This is a genomic window from Corynebacterium flavescens, from assembly GCF_008693105.1.
Lineage (GTDB): Bacteria > Actinomycetota > Actinomycetes > Mycobacteriales > Mycobacteriaceae > Corynebacterium > Corynebacterium flavescens.
The window spans coordinates 139,348-158,345 of sequence record NZ_VXKK01000026.1; the positions used below are offsets into that span (position 1 = coordinate 139,348).

The window sequence follows — 18,998 nt, forward strand, 5'->3', positions numbered from 1 at the left end:
AGGTCTAGGATCTAAACCATGAGCATCGAAGTAGAAGTTGGCACCAAGGCCATCGTTACCGTCCCCGCCTCCTCAGCCAACTTGGGCCCCGGCTATGACACGCTCGGCATAGCGCTGACGCTTTATGACACCGTCGAGGTCGAGGTGACCAAGTCTGGTCTCGAGGTGGAGATTTTCGGTGAAGGTGCCGATGAGTTGCCGCGCGATGGCTCCCACCTGGTGGTCAAGGCCATTCGCTCGGCACTAGCAGCAGCGGACGCAACCGTGCCTGGCCTGCGAGTGGTGTGCAATAACAACATCCCGCAATCGCGCGGACTTGGCTCCTCCGCCTCGGCGGCGGTGGCTGGGGTAGCCGCCGGAAACGGCCTGGCGGGTTCTCCGCTGACGCCGGCCCAGCTCGTGCAGCTTTCTTCGGCCTTTGAGGGGCACCCCGACAATGCCGCCGCATCTGTGTTGGGCAATGCCGTGGTCTCATGGACTACTGTCCCCGTTGATGGGCGCTCCTTGCCCGAGTACAAGGCGGTTGGGCTGCAGGTGCACGAAGATATCCGCGCCACAGCGTTGGTGCCGGACTTCCATGCCTCGACCCAGGCGGTGCGCCGCGTGCTGCCCTCGCACGTGACCCACTCGGATGCGGCATTCAACGTCTCCCGTGCCGCGGTCCAGGTCGCGGCGCTACAAAATCACCCGGAGCTGCTGTGGGAGGGAACTAGGGACAGGCTGCACCAGCCCTACCGCGCTGACGTGCTGCCGATTACTTCGGAGTGGGTCAATCGTCTGCGCAACCGCGGATATGCTGCATATCTCTCTGGCGCGGGCCCCACCGCGATGGTCTTGCACACAGAACCCGTTGATGAGTCAATCCTCGATGAGGCTCGCGCCGCAGGCCTGCGTGTCCTTGAGCTTGAAGTAGCTGGCCCCGTTTTTGTAGACGTCACGCAGGCCTAAGGTCGTGCGCACAAATAGGACTTCTACCGCCACATTCGTAGTTTTGGCTCTGCTTGCCGTGCTGGGTGTTGCAGGGGTCAATCTGCTCCATGAGCGCAGGGCACCCACTCCGGCGGATCAGATCTTTGCCGTGGACGTGGACGTCGAAGGCATGCACTTTATCCCGGACTCCGTGGAGGTGCCCGCTGGGAAGTACCTCGTTATCGACCTACACAACGGGGACGACCAAGCCCATGACCTGAAAGTCGGGGACGTGGAGACGGGCCGCATTGAGCCAGGCAAGAGCGCGAAGCTCAACGTGGGAACCGTGACTAAACCCATCGCCGGTTATTGCACCATTGCGGGCCACAAGATGCGAGGCATGACTTTCGAAGTCGGCGTGGCCCAGGCTTAATTAGTCTTCCTTTCTCGGAATGACGTCCCCGTCGAGGCGTTGGGCCTCACCCGGCCCTTTGAGCCGAATGATGTTGTACTCGCCTTCGGCCAAGTGCGATCGCAGATCTTTCTTATCGAACTTGCCCACCGACGTTTTGTCGATGGACTTCACAAAAGTCCAGTATTCCGGGAGCATCCACGAGGGCAGCTCTTTGCGCATACTCTCCCGGATGCGTTCCGCCGTCTCGATGGTGGGTGAGACCTTCCCTCCTAGGACCGTCACCGCCAAGGGGCGTTCGACCCACTGCTTATCTGGGTAGCCAATGACTGCGGCTTCGACGACGAGGGGATTGGCCATAATCATGTTTTCTAGCTGGACCGAGTAGATCCACTCGCCACCGGAACGAATCACGTCGCGGGCACGGTCCTCCACGGTCAGGAAGCCATCCTCGGTGACCGAGCCGACGTCGCCAGTGCGCAGCCAGCCATCGGCGGTGAACTTCGTGTCTGCAGTCTCCACGGCCTTACCGCGGAACTCACTGGCGGAACCGCCATTGACCGCGGTGACCGAGTGAAAGTAGGAGCCGGTAACGAGGTTGCCTCGCACCTGAATTTCGCCGGCATTGCGGTCTGTCTTGGAGACCACCTGCCCGTCGTTGACCACGCGGTATTGGAGCGAGGCGGGAAAGCGGCCCTGCGAGATGCGATAAGCCCAGCGAGTATCTCCGGACGCACCCTGTGGGGGGCGTGCCACGGTGCCCACTGTCGAGGTCTCTACCATGCCCCAGACATGCACGATGTCCACGCCATAGCGTTCCTCCCACATCTTGATGAGCTGCGGGGGAACGGGGGATCCGCCCGCATAGATCTCACGCAGGGTCATCCGCTCTGGGTGATGCTTGAGGTAATGCACGAAGAGCTGAATCCAGATAGTGGGGACTCCGTGGGCCACTCGCGGCGAGGTAGCCGCGATAATGGTGGCGAGGGTCTTAGGCGAAACGTCGGAATCGGGCAGTACCAGTGGCGTACCGGTCATGAATGCGGCGAAGGGGACGCCCCAACTCAACACGTGATAGATGGGGATGCAGCACAGGAAGGTCTCTCCGTGGGTTACGCACAGAGAATCCGAGGCGCGCAGTTGCATTGCCTCGAGGTAGATGGAGCGATGGGAGTACAAGACACCCTTCGGCGCGCCAGTGGTGCCGGTGGAGTAGCACAGAGCCGCCGCGGTGTTTTCTGGCAGCGTGGGCCAGTGATAGACGGTGGGCCGACCGTCGAGCAGCTTCTCATAGGAATAGACTTTGACGCCCCGCGGAAAGGACGTGGCGTAGCGGGCGGGGCTCGCGGTGCCGATAAAGACCACGGATTTCACGCAGTTGGTTCCACTGAGAACCTTGGCCAATTGGTCTCCTAGGCGAAAGTCCGCGACAATGACCTTGATTTCCGCGTGGTTGATGATGTGCCGAATCTGATCATTCATCAGCTGCTTATTGATCGGGGTGAAAACGGCGCCCTTGCAGGAAGCAGCAAACATGACCTCAAGGTGCTCGGCGCAATTCCACATGAAGGTTCCCACGCGCTCGTCCCCGGTGACGCCGAGCTCGTCGTGCAAGACGTGGGCAAAAGCCGCCGCCCGAGCGCCGATGGTGGCGAAGGTAGTCTCCTCGGCGGGGCCAAAGTCCGAATCGGGGGAGTGCGAGTGCCAAGTAGTGACCTTGGTCTGTCCGTGCACGCTGGAACCATAATCGAGGATCCGGGCGACGGACAGAGGAATGTCTTGCATCGTGGAGAGCATGCGACCTACTTTAGCGGCCTTGCGCTAGGTGAGAAGCACAGTATGCGCTATACTGGCGCAAGACTGGTGGGAGAATGCTAAATTTCTCACCTAGCCGGGCACTTTTCTGGATAAGTTAAGGATGCTCGCAGTCGCCTCTATTGATTTCTTCCCCCGCCACGGGAGCGCTGGCACCCCACGCAAACCGGGGAAGAGGCCTTTTATTTCTTACTGCCCACGGGTTCCTTCGTACCTGCTCGTGGCGGTGAGTTTGTCAATTACACAATGGCTTCCAGAGTACTTATTCGCCTTGCCACTTTTCCCGTCAGAGTCGGGAAAACGCAGGCCACAAACGCCATATGGAAGCGACGAAAGGATATCCGTGAGCGATACGGACAAGACCGCGGCACAGGATCTCGCGTCCCTGAAGCTGCCGGAGCTACGCAAGCTGGCCAATGAACGTGGCCTGCGCGGTACCTCTGGCCTTCGCAAGGGAGATCTCATTACTGCGCTGACTACCGGTCAGGTTCCCCGCAAGGCCGCTGCTGCGGTCAAGGAAGCTCCGCAACCACAGCAGGAGGCGCCGAAAGCAGCCCCCCAGGAGGCGGAGAGCAAAGGCAAGCAACAAGAACGCAGCGATGACAACGATGATCAGCGCTTTGAATCGCGCTCGCAGGCGCGCCGCGCACGGCGCAACCGGACCCGCCGCCAAGACCGCGATACTCACTCGGGACAATCTGAGTCCAATCCCGCGCAGGATGAGGGCCGCCCTTCTCAGGAAGAAAAGGCCAGCACCAATGCAGAGGGCTCCGATAACTCGGGGCACAGCAAGAAGGACAACCGGGATAACCGGGAGGGCCGCGAGAACCGAGAAGGCCGCGAGAACCGCGAGAATACAGACCGTCCTCGGAATCCGCGCCACAGCAATAACAACAACCGCCACAATAATGATGATGACGAAGGCAATGGCGGCCGGCGCAACCGGCGTAACCGCCGCAATCGCCGTAGCCGTGGTGGAAATGAGGGGGGCGGTAACGATCTGCAGGTCCGCGAGGGCGATGAGCTGCAGGCAGTAGGCGGCATCTTAGAGGTCGTTGACAACAACGTAGCCTTCTTGCGCACGACCGGATACCGCGTTGGTAGCTCAGACGTCTTTGTCAATAGCAACTTGGTGCGCCGACTGGGCCTGCGCTCGGGTGATGCCATCACCGGTCAGGTGAAGATCTCCGGACCAACCCACACCCATGGCAATGGTCGCAATCGCCGCAAGTACAACCAGCTCGTCCAGGTTGACTCCGTCAATGGCTTGGATCCGGAGTCGGCGAAGAACCGGCCCGAGTTCTCTAAACTCACCCCGCTTTATCCCAATCAGCGCCTGCGCCTAGAGACGGACCCGAAGATCCTCACCACCCGCGTCATCGATCTGGTTATGCCGATTGGCAAGGGCCAGCGTGCGCTGATCGTCTCGCCGCCCAAGGCCGGTAAGACCACGATCATGCAAAATATTGCGAACGCGATCGCCGTCAACAACCCTGAGTGCTATCTCATGGTGGTGCTCGTTGATGAGCGTCCTGAAGAAGTCACGGATATGCAGCGCTCGGTCAAGGGTGAGGTCATTGCCTCCACCTTCGACCGTCCGCCTTCAGAGCACACCTCCGTGGCGGAGCTCGCCATCGAGCGCGCAAAGCGCCTCGTGGAGCAGGGTAAGGATGTCGTAGTGCTCTTGGACTCTATTACTCGTCTGGGTCGCGCCTACAACAACTCTTCTCCTGCCTCGGGCCGTATTCTTTCCGGTGGTGTGGACTCCAACGCCCTCTACCCGCCCAAGCGCTTCCTCGGTGCCGCTCGCAACATTGAAAACGGCGGCTCTTTGACCATTATCGCCACCGCCATGGTGGAGACCGGTTCCACCGGTGACACGGTCATCTTCGAGGAGTTCAAGGGCACTGGTAACGCGGAGCTCAAGCTGGACCGTGGAATCTCCGAGCGCAGGGTATTCCCTGCGGTCGACGTCAACCCCTCCGGCACCCGCAAGGACGAGCTCTTGCTCGTTCCCGAGGAGGCGCGCATCATGACTAAGCTGCGCCGTATCCTCTCCGGGCTGGATTCCTATGCTGCTATTGACCTGTTAATCAAGCAGCTGAAGAAGACGAAGTCCAACGGCGAGTTCCTCATGCAGATCGCTAGCTCTGCTCCCATGGTGGCCAGCTTGGAAGAGGAGGAGTACTCCTAAATGGATAACCATGTATCTCTGGTGGACGATATCGTCTCCGAGTATCAGGGCATCGAAATGCAGATGGCGGATCCGGACGTGGCCGGTAATCAGGCTGCCTTCCGCAAGCTATCGAAGCGCTATGCTGAGCTGCGTCCCATAGTTAAACTCAACGGGGAGCTTGTGCAGGCGCGTGAGGATCTCGCGGATGCCAAGGAAATGGCCTATGAGGACCATGACTTTCAGGCTGAGGCCGAACGTCTTGAAAAGCTAGTCGTCGAGTTGGAAGAAAAACTGGCTGACCTGCTCGCCCCGCGCGACGAGCAGGACTCCGAGGACATCATCATGGAGATTAAGGCCGGCGCTGGTGGCGAGGAGGCTGCCCTTTTCGCGGGTGACCTCGCGCGCATGTACGAGCGTTACGCCGACAAAGCCGGCTTTAACTGGGAGGTGCTGGGCCTCAACGAGTCTGACCTGGGCGGAGTGAAGGACATGACCATCACTTTCAAGTCCAAGACTCCCTCGCGTGATGGAGCCTGGTCGGTATTCAAGTTTGAGGGCGGGGTACATCGCGTCCAGCGCGTTCCGGTCACGGAGTCGCAGGGCCGCATCCAGACCTCCGCTGCGGGCGTCTTGGTCTACCCGGAGCCTGATGAGGTTGAGTCCGTCAACATCGACGAGAAAGACATTCGCGTTGATGTCTACCGTTCCTCCGGAAAGGGCGGCCAAGGCGTTAACACCACTGACTCTGCCGTGCGCATCACCCACCTGCCTACTGGGCTGGTTGTGACCTGTCAGAAGGAACGCTCCCAGATCCAGAACAAGGCCCGTGCTTTGCAAGTGCTGCAGGCGCGCCTGGACCAGCTCGAGCGGGAGGCCCGCGACGCTGAGGCCGGCGAGCAGCGTGCTTCCCAGGTGCGCACGATGGACCGCTCTGAGCGTATCCGCACCTATAACTGGCCGGAAAACCGCATCACGGATCACCGTATCGGCTACAAGGCCAATAACTTGGATGCAGTGCTCAACGGTGACATGCAGGATCTCATTGATGCCTTGCAGGCCCAAGAGCGCGCCGAGCGGCTCGAGTCCGAAGGTTAAGGGCTGTCCTCGGTGACTACCTATGCACAGGCGCTTCGCTTCGCGGCGGAGCGCCTTCGCCGTGCCGGCGTGGCCTCACCCGAGTGGGACGCGCGGATCTTGGCGTCCCATCTCATTCATTGCGGGCACATGGACATCCCGATGCACGAGGAGGCCATGCCGGGCTTCGACATCGCCTACGAGCAGTTGATTGCCCGCCGCGCCGCCCGGGAGCCGCTACAACACATCCTCGGCGCGGCGTGGTTTGGTCCGCTGGAGCTGCGCGTGGGCCCCGGGGTTTTCATCCCGCGCCCGGAAACGGAAGTTCTGGCGGACTGGGCTGTACGTTCGCTGCAGGGGCTGGAAAGCCCCCGCGTTGTCGATCTGTGCACAGGTTCGGGCGCGCTGGCGCTCTATGTTTCCCACCTGCGCCCAGATGCGCGGGTGCTCGCCGTCGAGCTTGACGACGACGCCTTGGCATACACCACCACCAACACCCACGGCAGCGGGGTGGAGGTCATTCACGGCGATGCCACGGATCCCCGGGTGCTTGAAAGCATCGATGGGCAGGTGGATCTAGTAGTGAGCAACCCGCCCTATGTGCCCTTGAGCATGGATCTAGACCCAGAGGTCTACCAAGACCCGGCACTCGCCGTTTTCGCGGGCGAGGATGGGATGAGTGTCATCCCCGGGATCGCCGACACCGCGGCCCGCCTGCTTAAAGTGGGAGGACGTTTCGGCATTGAGCACGATGATGAGACCTCTGCACAGGTGCAGGCCTTGGTGCGGGAAAACGGTGCATTTTGTGCCGTGGAGGTCTTGAGAGATCTCACCGGCACGGCACGCTTTGTCACGGCCGTGCGCGCCCAGGGGTAAGGTGAGAAAACCGAAAAGAATGTGTCCACGTTCCAGAAAGCTGATGTAGGGATTTTAATGCAGGGCAAGATTTATGATTGTTCCGATGAGGCCAGCCGAGAAGAGGGAATCTCTCTCGCTGTCAAGGCCGCCCAGTCCGGTCGCTTGGTTGTCATGCCCACCGATACGCTTTATGGTTTGGGCTGCGATGCCTTCAATAACGCGGCGGTGGCCAACCTTCTAGCCACCAAGCACCGTGGCCCGGATATGCCCGTGCCGGTTCTTATCGGGTCCTGGGATACCATTCGCGGGCTGGTGGCCAACTACACCGATACAGCGCGTACTTTGGTCGAGGCATTTTGGCCCGGCGGACTATCCATCGTGGTTCCGCAGGCGCCTTCTTTGCCGTGGAACTTGGGCGATACACGCGGGACGGTCATGCTGCGCATGCCTTTGCACCCCATCGCCATCGAGCTCTTACGCGAGGTGGGCCCAATGGCGGTATCTTCCGCCAATATCTCCGGACACCAGCCGCCTACCACGGCGATCGCGGCCAAGCAGCAATTGGGCAAGGCGGTGACGGTGTATCTGGACGGGGGAGAAACCGCCGTCGGCAAGCCCTCGACCATCATCGATCTTTCCGGCGCCCGTCCTTACCTCCTGCGCGAAGGTGCTATCTCCGCGGAAGACATTGCGGAGGTCATCGGCGTCAGTGCGGAGTCTCTGCGGACGCGCCCGCAGAATTAAGCAGAAGTAATAGGGAAGCGGAGGACTATCAGTGGGCGGAACCGGTGTCCCGCTACGCGAGTTGGCTCTAGTCATCCTCGTTGCGGCAGCATTCACATATCTGGCTACAGGTATCGTGCGCACCATTTTGGTGCGCAGTGGCCGGGTAGCGGAGATCCGCCTGCGCGATAGCCACTCCCAGCCCACTCCGCAGATGGGCGGCGTCGCCATGTTCATCGGTTTCGGTGCCGCGCTTTTTCTCGCCGAACAGCTCCCCGCCCTCACCCGCGGGTTCATGCCGGTTACCCCGGAGATGACTGCGGTGTTTTGGGGCGCGGCGGCGATCGTCGCGGTGGGTGTGATCGATGATCTCTATGAGCTCAGCGCCATCGTCAAGCTCCTGGGGCAGCTTCTTGCCGCCGCAGTGATGAGTGGTCTCGGGCTGACCTGGACCCTGTTGTTCATCCCTTTCGGCGGTGGAACCACCGTATTGCTGGACCAAATCCAGGGCACACTCTTGACTACCTTCATTACCGTCTTGTTGGTTAATGCCTTCAACTTTGTTGATGGCCTCGACGGACTGGCCGCAGGCCTGGGCATGATCGCCGGGGGAGCCATCCTCATCTTCTCGTTGACTGTCCTCCACGACCAGGGTGGAGCCGTTTCGGCTTATCCTCCCGCCATCATTGCGGCCGCCTTGGTGGGAATCTGCGCCGGATTTTTGCCCCATAATTTTGAGCCCTCACGCATCTTCATGGGGGACAGCGGCTCGATGCTCATTGGCCTTTTGTTGGCCGCAGCATCGACCTCGGCTTCCGGAAAAATCAATATGTCGCTCTATGGCACGGTTGATATCATCGCGCTACTTTCGCCTTTCATCGTGGTGGCTGCTGCAGTGTCGATCCCAGTTGTTGACCTGGTCTGGGCAGTGATTCGGCGCCTGGCACAGGGGCGCTCGCCCTTTTCTGCCGACCGTGCCCATATTCACCACCGCCTGCTGTCTTTGGGGCACACGCACCGGCGCACCGTCTTAGTGCTCTACCTGTGGGTGTCAGCTGCGGCCTTCGGGGCGGTGGCTTTCTCGGTTGTTCCCCCGGCTTTAGCGTCTGCGCTGGCGGTCCTAGCCCTCGTGGTGGCTTTTGGGGCGACCCTCATTCCGCTGCGCCAAGGCAAGTTGGGAAGGCATGCCCGAGTGACAAGAGTGGTGAAAGAAACCGGACCGGCCTGAGGTAGGCTTTCTGCCTATGACTGAAAACGCTTCTTCCGATCCGGAAATCAACGACGTTGCAGACTTTGATGACCCGCGCCGCCCGCTCGAGCGAGCCCTGCGCTTCGGCTGGTGGGCGCTTGTGGCCATAACCATCGTTTCGCTGGCCGTGTGGGGCGGAGTCAAGGGGCTGCCCGGGATTTGGGGCGTCCTTATTGGTGCGAGCGTCGCCGGAGCCTTCGTCCTCTTTACCGCACTCTCAGTGCTTTTTACTTCGAACACCACTCCCACCACCACGCTCGCAGTCATTATGGGCAGCTGGTTGCTCAAGCTGGTGTTGCTTTTGGTCGTACTCTTTATCATCCGGGACCTAGAGTTCTATGATCGCATGGCCCTTTTCGTCACCGTGGTCTTGGCCCTCATTCTCACGCTCGGAACGGAGACATGGGGAATTATCACCTCTCGCGTCTCCTACGTCTCCTAAAAGGTCTTTCTCCCCGACTATCGGAACCGGCCCGTGCCAGTGGTGTTGGGTAAAGCGTCATTCCACCCCCACGGAGGTGTGATGATATTCCGCTGTGACTAAGGACACCCGCACTCTTTTGCCTAGTCACGGGCGATAATGAGGGGCTTGGGTGGGGTAGTGGGCCAGGCTTAAGACTTGGAAGGGCCCCGGGGACGGTGATTTGTTCTCTGACCTGATATTATTTCCTGCGGGTTACCGCGGATCCGGAACTCTCTATTCGCCGTGTGCGAAGTTACTGTGTTACGGCTCCCGCGCGGTCAATCCCTGTCACTACTTCGAAGATGTGCGACGGAGTCCGAGGTCGTGGCAGAGAGCTTGAGACGTCCATCGCACCGCTTGTGATTTTTATATGAATTGCAACGGCCCTAACACGGGAGAGAACGCTGAGCGTTACAACATTGGCCATGAAAGGGCAGTTTCACGCGCCCAATCTGGGTGAAGAATTCTTCCCGGGGCAAATTGATGCCAACCACCTGTTCTTCGGCGACTTCGCCGGCGGATGGTTCGCGCTTGATCGCCTAATGCTGGTGCGCATCTTGATGACGCTGGTATTGGTGGTTCTTTTTATGTTGGCCTTTAAGAACCCCAAGCTGGTTCCCAAGGGTCTGCAAAACGTCGGTGAAAATGCGGTCGACTTCGTTCGCATTTACATCGCCGAAGACATTTTGGGGAAGAAGGAGGCCAAGCGGTTCCTTCCGGTAATCGCAGCCATCTTCTTCGCAGTTCTCTTTATGAATGTATCGACCATTATCCCGGGGCTAAACGTCTCCGCTAATGGTCGTATCGGTATGCCTATAGTACTTGCCGCGGTGGCATATATCGTCATGATTTATGCCGGTGCAAAGCGCTATGGGTTCGGCAAGTTCCTGAAGTCCTCGGTGGTTATTCCAAACCTCCCTCCGGCGCTTCACTTCTTGGTCATCCCGATTGAGTTCTTCTCAACCTTCATTCTGCGGCCTGTCACCCTTGCCATTCGTCTTATGGCGAACTTCCTGGCCGGACATATCATTCTGGTTCTGCTGTTTTCTGCCTCGAATTTCTTCTTCTGGCAGCTCAACGGTTGGACGGCTGTCTCGGGTGTCACCATCATCCTGGGCATTGCCTTCAGTTTATTCGAGATCATCGTTATTTTCCTGCAGGCATACATTTTTGCCCTGCTGACGTCGGTGTATATCGAATTGTCCCTCCACGCGGATTCGCATTAGGACGAGGTCGACGAGCGCGACCGAGAATTCTAAACTTCACAAAACTATCTCCCCGGTCCTAGAGATTAGGCCGGGAAACACGAAAGGGAACGACTTTCACCATGAACGAAATCATTTTGGCTCAAGATGCCTCCACCATTGAGGGCCTGGGCACCATCGGTTACGGCCTCGCCGCAATCGGACCTGGCATCGGTATCGGCATCGTCGCCGGTAAGACCGTAGAGGCTATGGCTCGCCAGCCCGAGATGGCCGGCCAGCTGCGCACCACCATGTTCTTGGGTATTGCCTTCACCGAGGCACTTGCGCTTATCGGCCTCGTCGCAGGCTTCCTGTTCTAAAAAGTTCGCGTTTTCCTAAACCAACCTTTTAAGACTGGAGACCACATGAACAACGTCTTTTACCTCCTTGCGGAGGGGGAGGAGAGCTTGCCAGGTAATGGCAGCTTCTCCGTCCTCCTGCCCAAGAACTATGACATCTTCTGGTCTTTGATCTGTTTCGTTGCCATCTTGTTGTTGTTCTGGAAGTTTGTTCTTCCGGCGTACAACAGGATGCTCCAGGAGCGCGAGGACCGGATCGAGGGCGGCATGAAGCGCGCTGAGGCCTCACAGGCCGAGGCCAAGGCTGCTCTTGAGAAGTACAACGCACAGCTTGCTGATGCACGAGCTGAGGCCGCTGAGATCCGTGAGCAGGCGCGCGAGCGCGGCAAGCAGATCGAGGCCGAGGCTAAGAGCCAGGCTGAGGAAGAGTCACGTCGCATCGTGGCCGCGGGTGAGAAGCAGCTAGAGGCTTCCCGCACGCAGGTTATCTCCGAGCTGCGTTCTGACATCGGACAGAACTCCATCAATCTGGCGGAGAAGCTGCTGGGCGGGGAACTTTCCTCCGCTACCAAGCAGTCCTCGACCATTGATAACTTCCTGTCCGAGCTCGACTCTGTGGCACCGGCCGGAAAGTAGGCAACTATGAAGGCAGCTAGCCGCGAAGCTCTCGCACACGTCGAAACCCGCCTGGATGAGATCCTAGCCCGCGACAACGCTGTTGCGACTGCTGCACAGGCAGGCCTCGACCTTTTTGAGGTCGTCGACGTTCTAGACGGCGAGCGCGAATTGCGCGTCGATCTTAATAACGCCGCCGCCTCGGCCGAGACCCGCAAGAAGCTGGCAATGGATCTATTTGGAGACAAGGTTTCTCCGGTCGCCGCACAGGTGATCGAGGCCGCAGTTTCTGAGCATTGGTCCACCGGTCGCGACTTGGTCAACGGCCTTGTCACCCTCGGACGTCGTGCTTTGTTGCGCGGAGCCGAGTCCCAAGGCCAGCTGGGCCAGGTCGAGGACGAGCTTTACCGTCTCGCCCAGATCCTGGACCGCGAGGCTGAGCTGACCCAGTTGCTTTCGGATTACACTGCTCCTTCCGCACGCAAGCGCGGATTGCTGGCAAACGTGCTCTACGGGAAGGTCACGATGTTTACTGAGGCGCTCGCGCTTCAGGCAATCGGACGCCCCGAGCGCAACCCCATCGATGATGTCTCCGCTTTGTCTGACTCCGCAGCAGCGCTGCAGGGGCGCGAAATTGCGCGTGTGACATCTGCTGGAGAGCTGAACGAAGGCCAGCAGGCAGTGCTCGCCGAGAAGCTGGGCAAGATTTATGGTCGTGCGATGTCCATCCATGCTGAGGTTGACACCAGCCTCCTCGGTGGTGTGCGCATCCGCGTTGGTGACGAAGTTATTGACGGTTCGACGGCAGGCAAGATTGCCCGCCTGCGGGCCCAGATGGCATAGACCAAGACGACAGAAGTGAAAACAAGTAATTGCTGGAAGATACTACCGAGAGCAGGAAGAACATGGCGGAGCTGACGATCTCCTCCGATGAGATTCGTAGCGCGATTGCGAACTACACCTCGAGCTACTCCGCGGAGGCCTCCCGTGAGGAGGTCGGCGCGGTAATTTCGGCAGCTGACGGTATTGCGCAGGTTTCTGGCCTGCCATCCGTTATGGCGAATGAGCTGCTCGAGTTCCCAGGCGGCCTCATCGGCGTTGCTCAGAACCTGGACACCAACTCGATTGGCGTCGTGGTGCTGGGTAACTTCGAGTCCCTCAAGGAGGGCGACGAGGTCAAGAGGACCGGCGAGGTCCTTTCCATTCCCGTGGGCGAGGAATTCCTCGGCCGCGTAATCAACCCATTGGGCCAGCCGATTGACGGCTTGGGTCCCATCGCCGCTGAAGAGGAACGCGTCCTCGAGCTGCAGGCACCTTCCGTGCTGCAGCGTCAGCCGGTGGAAGAGCCGATGCAGACGGGTATCAAGGCTATCGACGCCATGACCCCGATCGGTCGCGGTCAGCGTCAGCTGATCATTGGTGACCGCAAGACCGGCAAGACCGCGGTCTGCATCGACACCATTTTGAACCAGAAGGCAAACTGGGAGTCTGGCGATAAGGACAAGCAGGTACGTTGTATCTACGTTGCTATCGGCCAGAAGGGCACCACCATCGCTGGTGTGCGCCACACCCTTGAGCAGCACGGTGCGCTGGAGTACACCACCATCGTTGCCGCTCCGGCCTCTGATTCCGCAGGCTTTAAGTGGCTCGCCCCCTTCTCGGGCGCGGCCCTGGGCCAGCACTGGATGTACCAGGGCGAGCACGTCCTGATTATTTATGATGATCTCACCAAGCAGGCCGAGGCCTACCGTGCGATCTCCCTTCTGCTTCGCCGTCCGCCAGGGCGCGAGGCTTACCCGGGTGACGTCTTCTACCTGCACTCTCGTTTGCTCGAGCGCGCAGCGAAGCTTTCCGATGACATGGGTGCCGGTTCCATGACCGCATTGCCGATCATCGAGACGAAGGCCAACGACGTTTCGGCCTTCATCCCGACCAACGTTATTTCCATTACTGACGGCCAGGTCTTCCTGGAGTCCGACCTGTTCAACCAGGGCGTCCGTCCGGCAATTAACGTCGGTGTCTCCGTGTCCCGCGTCGGTGGCGCTGCCCAGACCAAGGGCATGAAGAAGGTGGCAGGTAACCTGCGTCTGGATCTCGCGGCATACCGCGACCTGCAGGCCTTCGCCGCCTTCGCATCGGACCTGGATGCGGCCTCCAAGGCACAGCTCGAGCGCGGCGCTCGCCTCGTTGAGCTGCTCAAGCAGGCCGAGTCCTCCCCGCAGCCGGTCGAGTACCAGATGGTTTCCATCTTCCTCGCTGACCAGGGCATCTTCGACGTCGTTCCCGTTGAAGACGTTCGCCGCTTTGAGGTCGAGGTTCACGAGTACCTCAACCAGCACGCTCCGGAAGTATTCGCGCAGATTGCTGGCGGCAAAGCCTTGACCGACGAGTCCAAGGAAACCTTGGTCTCGGCAGCGAAGGACTTCACTCCTAGCTTCCGCACCACCGAGGGACACAACATCGGCACCGAGGCGCCGGTTGATCCCCTCAACGCGGATGAAGTGAAGAAGACCGAGCTCAGCGTCTCCCGTAAGACGGCCAACTAGGGCTGCGTCGAGCTCTCAGAGTAAACCGTCTAGATACCAAGAAGGGAGGAACGAACACTATGGCTAATCTTCGTGAACTGCGCGACCGCATCCGGTCCGTCAATTCCACCAAGAAGATCACCAAAGCACAGGAGCTCATCGCTACCTCGCGCATTACTAAGGCCCAGGCCCGTGTGGAGGCTTCACAGCCTTATGCACACGAGCTTGCTAACGTGCTCAACCGGCTCGCTGCCGTGAGCTCGCTGGATCACTCTATGCTGCGCGAGCGTGTTGACGGCAAGGTCGCTGCCATTCTCGTGGTCTCTTCTGACCGCGGAATGTGCGGTGGCTACAACAACAACGTCTTCAAGAAGGCGGCTGAGCTCGAGGCACTGCTCCGGCAGGAAGGATTCGACGTAGTCCGCTACGTTACTGGCAGCAAGGGCGTCGGCTTCTACAAGTTCCGCGAGGCCGAGGTGGCGGGAAGCTGGGAAGGCTTTTCGCAGGATCCCTCGTGGGAGTCCACCCACGATGTCCGTCGTCACATGATCGACGGCTTCGTTGCGGGTTCCCATGGGACCGCCAAGGCACGTCCGGGACTCAACACGGAGGCCAACGGAGGGGATTCGAACGCGGTTGTCCGCGGCTTCGATTCCGTTCACGTTGTCTACACCGAGTTTGAGAACATGTTGACTCAGACCGCGCGCGCCCAGCAGTTGTTGCCGGTTGTGCCCGTCATCGAGAACGAGGAATACCAACTTGGGGATTCCGCGCTTTCCGACGCCGAGTCGGCAGATCAGCTCACCCCTGATTACGACTTCGAACCGGACGCAGATACCCTGATGGAAGCGCTGCTTCCTCAGTATGTCTCCCGCCTGCTGTTTGAAATGTTCTTGGAGGCTTCGGCCGCCGAGTCCGCTGCACGCCGTACTGCTATGAAGTCTGCGACTGATAACGCGACGGAATTGGTCAAGGACCTTTCCCGCGTGGCCAACCAGGCACGTCAGGCACAGATTACCCAGGAAATTACAGAGATCGTCGGTGGCGCTGGTGCGCTCGCCGAAAGCGCAGAAAGTGACTAGATTATGACTTCAGCTCTGCAAGAGCAGAACACACAGTCGTCGGCTGTCGCCGGCCGTGTGGTGCGTGTCATCGGTCCGGTCGTCGACGTGGAATTCCCGCGCGGCGGACTGCCGGCACTGTATAACGCACTGACCGTCGAGATTTCTCTCGAGGCTGTTGCAAAGACCGTCACCCTTGAGGTTGCTCAGCACCTCGGTGACAACCTTGTCCGTACCATCTCCATGGCACCGACCGACGGACTCGTCCGCGGCGCCGCAGTGAGTGATACCGGCAAGCCGATTTCCGTCCCAGTCGGAGACGTAGTCAAGGGCCACGTCTTTAACGCCTTGGGCGATTGCCTCGACCAGCCCGGCTTGGGCCGTGACGGTGAGCAGTGGGGAATCCACCGCGAGCCCCCGGCTTTCGACGAGCTTGAGGGCAAGACCGAAATCCTCGAGACCGGCATCAAGGTCATCGACCTTCTGACCCCTTATGTCAAGGGCGGAAAGATTGGCCTCTTCGGCGGCGCCGGTGTGGGCAAGACGGTTCTCATCCAGGAGATGATTACCCGTATTGCTCGCGAGTTCTCCGGAACCTCCGTGTTCGCCGGCGTCGGCGAGCGTACCCGTGAGGGCACCGACCTCCACCTGGAAATGGAAGAGATGGGCGTGTTGCAAGACACCGCCTTGGTCTTCGGCCAGATGGATGAGCCGCCAGGAGTTCGTATGCGCGTGGCTCTGTCCGGTTTGACCATGGCGGAGTACTTCCGCGATGTTCAGCACCAGGACGTGCTGCTGTTCATCGACAACATCTTCCGTTTCACCCAGGCCGGCTCTGAGGTATCGACCCTTCTGGGCCGCATGCCTTCCGCCGTGGGCTACCAGCCCACCCTGGCTGATGAGATGGGCGTGCTGCAGGAGCGGATTACCTCCACCAAGGGTCGTTCCATTACCTCGCTGCAGGCCGTTTATGTGCCGGCCGATGACTACACCGACCCGGCACCTGCTACGACCTTCGCCCACCTCGATGCCACCACCGAGCTGGACCGCGCTATCGCCTCCAAGGGTATTTACCCCGCGGTGAACCCGCTGTCCTCGACCTCTCGTATCCTCGAGCCGTCAATCGTTGGCCAGCGTCACTACGATATCGCCCAGCGCGTTATCGGCATCCTTCAGAAGAACAAGGAATTGCAAGACATCATCGCAATTCTGGGCATGGATGAGCTCTCTGAGGAAGACAAGATCACCGTGCAGCGTGCACGTCGTCTGGAGCGTTTCTTGGGACAGAACTTCTTCGTTGCGGAGAAGTTCACTGGCCTGCCGGGTTCCTACGTTCCTTTGACCGATACGATCGAGGCTTTCGAGCGCATTTGCAACGGCGAGTTCGACCACTACCCAGAGCAGGCCTTCAACGGCCTGGGTGGCTTGGACGACGTCGAAGCAGCGTACAAGAAGCTGACCGAGAAGTAGGGAGTGCGACATGGCTGACATCACCGCTGAACTGGTTGCCGTCGAGCGCATGCTGTGGTCTGGACAGGCCACCATGGTCACGGCTGAGACCACCGAGGGTGAGATCGGCGTGCTTCCTGGACACGAGCCAGTTATCGGTCAGTTGATCGATAACGGCGTAGTGACCATTCGCCCCGTCGACGGTGACCGCTTGGTCGCCGCCGTACAGGGTGGCTTCCTCTCCGTATCCCAGAAGAAGATCACCGTGCTCGCAGACTGGGCAATCTGGTCTACCGAGATCGACGAGGCCCGTGCCACCGAAGATCTCAAGTCCGAGGACGAGGTGACCCGTTCCCGAGCCGAGGCCGCGTTGCGTGCCCTTCGGCGCGCGCAGGCTTAACCGAGCCCTAGGATAAGGGGAGTAGGGGCAGCAATGACCGCCCTTCCCGCTCTCAACCGCACCACCTTGCTTTGCGAGGTCGGTGCGGTTTCTTGTTTTCTTTGGGATTGCTTCCTGGCTTCTATGGGGCGTTGTCTCGTTAGTGCCGGAGGCTGGAATTGGGCAAATCACGGGGCAAGACGCTAGACTTCTCTTATTGTTTCAGCGACCCCGTGAGTTTGTGGCAAGAATGGAGATCCATCAATGGATGCTTTGTTTACGGTCATTTTTTGGCTTCTCGTCATCGCCTGTGTGACGTTGGGTCTCCTCGCGGCCTTTCGCTTCTTCCGTCTGCGCTCGCGCGGCACTTCCGTACTTCTGCGGAAGATGCCAGCCAAGGATTCTCATTCTTGGCGCCACGGCATGCTGCGATATATCGGGGAGTCCGTAAAGTTTTATAAGCTTCGCTCCGTATGGCCCACCGCAGATCTCGTATTAGACCGCCTCGACGTCGAACTTCTTGGTAACCGCAAGTTGGATGACGACGAGGCTTCTTTTATGCCCGAGGCCACCGAGGTTCTGCACTTTCGTGCCGGGGAACGCGAGTACGAGTTCGCTTCAGATCAACACGGCATTCTTGCCTTGACCGCGTGGATCGAATCGGCGCCTTCGCGCAGGCAAGAGAAGCGTGACTTCGAGCGCCTGCGCAGCCGCGCTACCCGCTATCCCAAGCAATAGTTCGCAACCGCTAGGGTAGAGGGCATGCGTTTAGTAGTTGCCCGTTGCACTGTAGATTATGTCGGTCGTCTCGATGCTCACTTGCCCGTTGCGGATCGCCTCATCCTCATCAAGGCGGATGGTTCTGTGTCGATCCACGCCGATGACCGGGCGTATAAGCCGCTGAACTGGATGACCCCACCCTGCACGCTCGAGCAGAGCCCAATCACGGACATTGATGGTGAGGACACCGGGGATGAGCTGTGGTTAGTCGAAAGCCCAAAGGGCGAGCAGCTGCGCATCACGGTGTCGCAGATTCACCAGGACATTTCGGTCGAGTTGGGAGAGGACCCCGGCCTGGTCAAGGACGGGGTAGAAGCTCACCTGCAGGCATTGTTGGCAGAACACATCGACACCATTGGTAAGGGCTATACGTTGGTGCGTCGAGAGTATCCCACGGCCATCGGGCCCGTCGATATTATGGCTCGTGATGCCGATAAGAAGTTTGTTGCCATTGAGGTCAAGCGCCGTGGCGGCATCGATGGGGTAGAGCAGCTTACGCGCTACCTTGAGTTGCTCAATCGGGACGAGTTGCTCAAGCCGGTGCAGGGGGTTTTCGCCGCCCAGGAGATTAAGCCCCAGGCGCGAACCTTGGCCGAAGATCGAGGGATTCGCTGCGTCATCTTGAACTATCAGGATCTGCGCGGCATTGAGTCCAATGAGCTGCGGTTGTTCTAGTGCCGCGCCGCAATCGGAGGCAGAGGAGTCAGCCGCGCTATTTGCCGCCGGATGGAACATCTTTCTTCGGCTCCCAAAGCGTGGAAGGTCCCAGCTGGACTCACGGTGAGACCTATGTGGTGCGACAGATCGGCTCGGCACGGGCAACGAAGTTCTACGTCTGCCCCGGATGTAACCAAAATATTCCGCCCGGGGTGGCGCATGTAGTGGCCTGGCCACGCGATACCGGCCGGCAGGGTGAAGACCGGCGGCACTGGCACCGCCACTGTTGGGAGCGAAGGTAGGATAGGCC

At 59.6% G+C, this 18,998-nt stretch carries 20 protein-coding genes; 19 read left to right on the forward strand and 1 reads right to left on the reverse strand.

Annotation, left to right across the window (positions count from 1 at the left end):
• Window positions 1-18 precede the first annotated feature (18 nt).
• Window positions 19-948, forward strand: coding sequence for a homoserine kinase (thrB, locus tag F4V60_RS04965; protein WP_075729610.1), 930 nt, complete (start codon window positions 19-21; stop codon window positions 946-948).
• Between the two features lie 43 nt (window positions 949-991).
• Complete coding sequence (locus tag F4V60_RS04970; RefSeq protein WP_075729611.1) at window positions 992-1,342, forward strand: cupredoxin domain-containing protein; 351 nt, start codon at window positions 992-994, stop codon at window positions 1,340-1,342.
• Here the strand turns inward: F4V60_RS04970 and F4V60_RS04975 are convergent, their stop codons facing one another.
• On the reverse strand, window positions 1,343-3,118 hold the full coding sequence (locus F4V60_RS04975) for a long-chain fatty-acid--CoA ligase (RefSeq protein WP_075729612.1): 1,776 nt from the start codon (window positions 3,116-3,118) through the stop codon (window positions 1,343-1,345).
• Between the two features lie 361 nt (window positions 3,119-3,479).
• On the opposite strand from F4V60_RS04975, the gene rho reads away from it, so the two are divergent.
• The 17 genes from rho to F4V60_RS12735 all read left to right on the forward strand — a co-directional run bounded on the left by rho (window position 3,480) and on the right by F4V60_RS12735 (window position 18,990).
• Window positions 3,480-5,330 carry a transcription termination factor Rho gene (rho, locus tag F4V60_RS04980; RefSeq protein ID WP_075729613.1) on the forward strand — a complete coding sequence of 617 codons (1,851 nt, stop codon included), beginning with the start codon at window positions 3,480-3,482 and terminating at the stop codon, window positions 5,328-5,330.
• Window positions 5,331-6,407: a peptide chain release factor 1 gene (gene prfA / locus F4V60_RS04985; protein WP_075729614.1), complete on the forward strand. Its 1,077-nt coding sequence runs from the start codon at window positions 5,331-5,333 to the stop codon at window positions 6,405-6,407.
• A 12-nt stretch (window positions 6,408-6,419) separates the two neighbouring features.
• Window positions 6,420-7,262, forward strand: coding sequence for a peptide chain release factor N(5)-glutamine methyltransferase (gene prmC, locus F4V60_RS04990; protein ID WP_075729615.1), 843 nt, complete (start codon window positions 6,420-6,422; stop codon window positions 7,260-7,262).
• 57 nt (window positions 7,263-7,319) lie between these two features.
• Entirely contained in the window at window positions 7,320-7,988 is a 669-nt protein-coding gene (locus tag F4V60_RS04995; RefSeq protein WP_075729616.1) for an L-threonylcarbamoyladenylate synthase, read from the forward strand.
• 31 nt (window positions 7,989-8,019) lie between these two features.
• The gene (locus tag F4V60_RS05000) at window positions 8,020-9,195 is read left to right on the forward strand and encodes a glycosyltransferase family 4 protein (RefSeq protein WP_075729617.1); all 1,176 of its coding nucleotides are present in this window, start codon (window positions 8,020-8,022) and stop codon (window positions 9,193-9,195) included.
• 16 nt (window positions 9,196-9,211) lie between these two features.
• Window positions 9,212-9,658, forward strand: coding sequence for a Cg1360 family ATP-synthase-associated protein (locus F4V60_RS05005; RefSeq protein ID WP_075729618.1), 447 nt, complete (start codon window positions 9,212-9,214; stop codon window positions 9,656-9,658).
• A 446-nt stretch (window positions 9,659-10,104) separates the two neighbouring features.
• Window positions 10,105-10,905, forward strand: coding sequence for a F0F1 ATP synthase subunit A (gene atpB, locus F4V60_RS05010; RefSeq protein WP_075729619.1), 801 nt, complete (start codon window positions 10,105-10,107; stop codon window positions 10,903-10,905).
• A gap of 101 nt (window positions 10,906-11,006) precedes the next feature.
• Entirely contained in the window at window positions 11,007-11,243 is a 237-nt protein-coding gene (locus F4V60_RS05015; protein WP_075729620.1) for an ATP synthase F0 subunit C, read from the forward strand.
• A gap of 45 nt (window positions 11,244-11,288) precedes the next feature.
• Window positions 11,289-11,858, forward strand: coding sequence for a F0F1 ATP synthase subunit B (locus tag F4V60_RS05020; RefSeq protein ID WP_075729621.1), 570 nt, complete (start codon window positions 11,289-11,291; stop codon window positions 11,856-11,858).
• Between the two features lie 6 nt (window positions 11,859-11,864).
• A complete protein-coding gene (locus F4V60_RS05025) occupies window positions 11,865-12,680 on the forward strand; it encodes a F0F1 ATP synthase subunit delta (protein WP_075729622.1) in 816 nt (271 codons plus the stop codon).
• Between the two features lie 62 nt (window positions 12,681-12,742).
• The gene (gene atpA, locus F4V60_RS05030) at window positions 12,743-14,383 is read left to right on the forward strand and encodes a F0F1 ATP synthase subunit alpha (RefSeq protein WP_075729623.1); all 1,641 of its coding nucleotides are present in this window, start codon (window positions 12,743-12,745) and stop codon (window positions 14,381-14,383) included.
• A 59-nt stretch (window positions 14,384-14,442) separates the two neighbouring features.
• The gene (locus tag F4V60_RS05035) at window positions 14,443-15,444 is read left to right on the forward strand and encodes a F0F1 ATP synthase subunit gamma (protein ID WP_075729624.1); all 1,002 of its coding nucleotides are present in this window, start codon (window positions 14,443-14,445) and stop codon (window positions 15,442-15,444) included.
• A 3-nt stretch (window positions 15,445-15,447) separates the two neighbouring features.
• Window positions 15,448-16,893: a F0F1 ATP synthase subunit beta gene (gene atpD / locus F4V60_RS05040; RefSeq protein ID WP_075729625.1), complete on the forward strand. Its 1,446-nt coding sequence runs from the start codon at window positions 15,448-15,450 to the stop codon at window positions 16,891-16,893.
• Between the two features lie 10 nt (window positions 16,894-16,903).
• On the forward strand, window positions 16,904-17,272 hold the full coding sequence (locus tag F4V60_RS05045; RefSeq protein ID WP_075729626.1) for a F0F1 ATP synthase subunit epsilon: 369 nt from the start codon (window positions 16,904-16,906) through the stop codon (window positions 17,270-17,272).
• A 243-nt stretch (window positions 17,273-17,515) separates the two neighbouring features.
• The gene (locus F4V60_RS05050) at window positions 17,516-17,989 is read left to right on the forward strand and encodes a DUF2550 domain-containing protein (RefSeq protein WP_075729627.1); all 474 of its coding nucleotides are present in this window, start codon (window positions 17,516-17,518) and stop codon (window positions 17,987-17,989) included.
• Window positions 17,990-18,013: 24 nt separating this feature from the next.
• Window positions 18,014-18,706 carry an endonuclease NucS gene (gene nucS, locus F4V60_RS05055; protein ID WP_075729628.1) on the forward strand — a complete coding sequence of 231 codons (693 nt, stop codon included), beginning with the start codon at window positions 18,014-18,016 and terminating at the stop codon, window positions 18,704-18,706.
• Entirely contained in the window at window positions 18,706-18,990 is a 285-nt protein-coding gene (locus F4V60_RS12735; RefSeq protein WP_075729629.1) for a hypothetical protein, read from the forward strand. The genes nucS and F4V60_RS12735 overlap by 1 nt, the downstream gene beginning before the upstream one ends.
• Window positions 18,991-18,998: the final 8 nt, after the last annotated feature.

Excerpts from the sequence above, each read along its gene's own strand:
- thrB (WP_075729610.1), top strand. The coding sequence starts at position 19 with ATGAGCATCGAAGTAGAAGTTGGCACCAAGGCCATCGTTACCGTCCCC.
- atpA (WP_075729623.1), top strand. The coding sequence starts at position 12,743 with ATGGCGGAGCTGACGATCTCCTCCGATGAGATTCGTAGCGCGATTGCG.
- F4V60_RS05015 (WP_075729620.1), top strand. The coding sequence starts at position 11,007 with ATGAACGAAATCATTTTGGCTCAAGATGCCTCCACCATTGAGGGCCTG.
- prfA (WP_075729614.1), top strand. The coding sequence starts at position 5,331 with ATGGATAACCATGTATCTCTGGTGGACGATATCGTCTCCGAGTATCAG.
- F4V60_RS05005 (WP_075729618.1), top strand. The coding sequence starts at position 9,212 with ATGACTGAAAACGCTTCTTCCGATCCGGAAATCAACGACGTTGCAGAC.
- F4V60_RS04995 (WP_075729616.1), top strand. The coding sequence starts at position 7,320 with ATGCAGGGCAAGATTTATGATTGTTCCGATGAGGCCAGCCGAGAAGAG.
- atpB (WP_075729619.1), top strand. The coding sequence starts at position 10,105 with ATGAAAGGGCAGTTTCACGCGCCCAATCTGGGTGAAGAATTCTTCCCG.
- F4V60_RS05025 (WP_075729622.1), top strand. The coding sequence starts at position 11,865 with ATGAAGGCAGCTAGCCGCGAAGCTCTCGCACACGTCGAAACCCGCCTG.
- atpD (WP_075729625.1), top strand. The coding sequence starts at position 15,448 with ATGACTTCAGCTCTGCAAGAGCAGAACACACAGTCGTCGGCTGTCGCC.
- nucS (WP_075729628.1), top strand. The coding sequence starts at position 18,014 with ATGCGTTTAGTAGTTGCCCGTTGCACTGTAGATTATGTCGGTCGTCTC.
- F4V60_RS04975 (WP_075729612.1), bottom strand. The coding sequence starts at position 3,118 with ATGCTCTCCACGATGCAAGACATTCCTCTGTCCGTCGCCCGGATCCTC.
- F4V60_RS05045 (WP_075729626.1), top strand. The coding sequence starts at position 16,904 with ATGGCTGACATCACCGCTGAACTGGTTGCCGTCGAGCGCATGCTGTGG.
- F4V60_RS05050 (WP_075729627.1), top strand. The coding sequence starts at position 17,516 with ATGGATGCTTTGTTTACGGTCATTTTTTGGCTTCTCGTCATCGCCTGT.
- F4V60_RS05020 (WP_075729621.1), top strand. The coding sequence starts at position 11,289 with ATGAACAACGTCTTTTACCTCCTTGCGGAGGGGGAGGAGAGCTTGCCA.
- F4V60_RS05035 (WP_075729624.1), top strand. The coding sequence starts at position 14,443 with ATGGCTAATCTTCGTGAACTGCGCGACCGCATCCGGTCCGTCAATTCC.